This window comes from Nocardiopsis lucentensis DSM 44048 (genome assembly GCF_000341125.1).
In the GTDB taxonomy this organism is placed as follows: domain Bacteria; phylum Actinomycetota; class Actinomycetes; order Streptosporangiales; family Streptosporangiaceae; genus Nocardiopsis; species Nocardiopsis lucentensis.
The window spans coordinates 1-2,293 of sequence record NZ_ANBC01000238.1; the positions used below are offsets into that span (position 1 = coordinate 1).

Below are 2,293 nucleotides of genomic sequence, written 5' to 3' on the forward strand. Positions count from 1 at the left end.
GCGGCGGTGGTGATCGCCCCGCTGAGGAAGGCGATGTTGACGGTGAGGCCGCCCGGTAACGGGGCGGCCGCCGGGGCCAGGTACGCCACGACCACCGGTACGGCCATGGCGGTGGCGGTCACCAGCGCCGCGATCGCGGTGGGATGTCGGATACCCGACCCCTCCAGCCAGCGCGCCGCCAGCCACATCATCAGCAGGATGGACCCGACGATCACCGGGGCGAGGAGGAGGACCCACTGGATCGCGCCGCTCAGCGCCAGCGCACGGGCGGCCGTCCAGATCCCGACCGGGAACAGCGCCATCAGCGGGGATCCGACCAGGCACAGAACGAGGAGCGCGCCGACCTTGGACCCTCTCGGCCGGCGTGTGGGCGATCGTGTCATCACGAAATCCATCACAACCCGGACCACCCTCCTGCCGGGGAGGACACGTTACGCCTGTTCAGGCTTGGGCGCCAGATGTACGAGGGGGGATCCGGGCTTGACGTAGGGCCCCGAGGGTCGGGATCCGGTCAACGGCGGGTGTCGCGGGGGATTTCACCGAAACGTTCCTCAGGCACCGTCAGGAGGGGCGAACTGTTCCCCTCCTGACCCTTCCGCTGGGGACCCCGCCGCCGAGGGGCGTCGATCGAGGCCGTTCCGGCCAGCTCCGGCCGAACGCCCGGAGCGTCCTGGTCCAGGACTCGTTTCTTGGAACGGTCACCCGAGGGGTGTCGCCTGGGCGCCGGCGGGGTTCTCATGGCCAGGACCGCGCCGCAGGCGTCCGTCGAGGGCGGTGGGGGTGACGGGTGGGCGAGTCGAGCCGCGAGCGGGGAACGAGCGTCAGGCGAGGACGAGGATGAAGAACCCCCGCCTCTCCGAGCGCCCGAACGCGGTCCGAAGTGAAGCGGCAGGACCCGAAAACACCGCCTAGGAGCCCAGCTCACGCCGGTACTGGCGACGGAAGGCGTTGAACCACGCCCAGTCGGGGTCCAGTTCGCTGCGGAGCTTGACCTTCCCCTCGGGCCAGTCGACCAGCTGGGCCTCGAACTCGGGCAGGACCCCCGACTCCGGGTCCAGGTAGTAGTGGTAGTGGCGCTCGCCGCGCTCGGTCTTCTGGGCGAACAGGGCTCCGTTGTCCCGCAGCACGCCTTCCAAGCGCGCCTCCAGGTCGCCCAGGGCGGCCTCTGAGGCCTCGATCGGACGCTTCTCGGAGTCCATGGTGGCGAACGGCACGACCACCTGCACGTAGAGGGAGAGCGCGGGGAAGTCGCGCCGGGTGAGCGGGTGGCGGATCAGGATGCGCACCGCCCCGAACAGCGGGTGCGTGCCCTCCAGGGTCACCCAGCCCTCGGACCCGCCCAGCAGGTCGGCCATCTGCCGCGCGACGGAGGGCATCGACGTGGGCGGCAGCGGGTCGAGCGGCGGTTCGTCCAGGGAGTCGACCTCGCCGATCCACCGCACCATGTCGTCCTCGCCCAGCGCCAGGAGGGTGACCTGCTCGGCCACACCCTCGCGCACCTCCTCGGGCAGGAACATGTTGTCGGGGTGGTAGACGCCGACCTCGATCTTGCCGGTGGCCTGGTTCACACGCAGGGACACCGACACGTGCGACAGGTCGAGCTCGTGCCCGTCCACGGTCAGCACCGACGACAGGCGTTCGTGGTCGGCCGGGCGGACCGGATGGAACCCCCACTGCTCGTCGTCGGGGGCCGACCGGGCCCAGCGCTCGGACATGACACGGGCGTCGTCGGAGGGGCCGGGTCGGAGCGTCATGGCGTAGGTGGGGCCGCCGGTCAGTTTGGACGGGTCGTCCAGCGCGGCGAGTTGCTCCAGGAGCGCGCTCGGGTCCACGTCCGGGGACAGGTCCAGGTCCTCGATGTCGCCGCCCTTCTGCTCCGGCGGGCGTCCCACCTCCCAGTCGAGGTCGGGATGGATGCCCTTGACCAGGGAGGTGACGCGGTCGGAGACCTCGGCTGGAGCCGGCTGGGCGGACTCCACGGCGTTGGCCAGGGCGTCACGCACCTCGGGCCAGGCGTCCCAGAAGGCGGTGACGGCGGTGGTGGAGTCGGCGGAGCGGCGACGACGGAACAGAGCCATACGACGATTTTCGCAGAAGCCCGCGACCACCCTCGCCGGGTACCGCGGGGGCGGGCGGCGCCCGGCGAGGGGCGGTCCCGGTCGGGCGCGCGCGGGTGCGGCCCGGGGTGACGTATTCGCGTGGCCGTGACCCCCGCGCGCCGCATACGCTGGACGACACTATGACTTTGCGTGTACTGGCAGCCATGTCCGGCGGAGTCGACTCCGCGGTCGCC

1 protein-coding gene and 1 pseudogene are annotated in these 2,293 nt (G+C 71.3%); both read right to left on the minus strand.

Annotated features, from left to right (window positions below):
- Positions 1-383: pseudogene (locus D471_RS0108020) on the minus strand (hypothetical protein); the annotation flags it as partial.
- Positions 384-908: 525 nt separating this feature from the next.
- On the minus strand, positions 909-2,078 hold the full coding sequence (locus tag D471_RS0108025; RefSeq protein WP_017598136.1) for a hypothetical protein: 1,170 nt from the start codon (positions 2,076-2,078) through the stop codon (positions 909-911).
- Positions 2,079-2,293: the final 215 nt, after the last annotated feature.

Excerpts from the sequence above, each read along its gene's own strand:
- D471_RS0108025 (WP_017598136.1), bottom strand. The coding sequence starts at position 2,078 with ATGGCTCTGTTCCGTCGTCGCCGCTCCGCCGACTCCACCACCGCCGTC.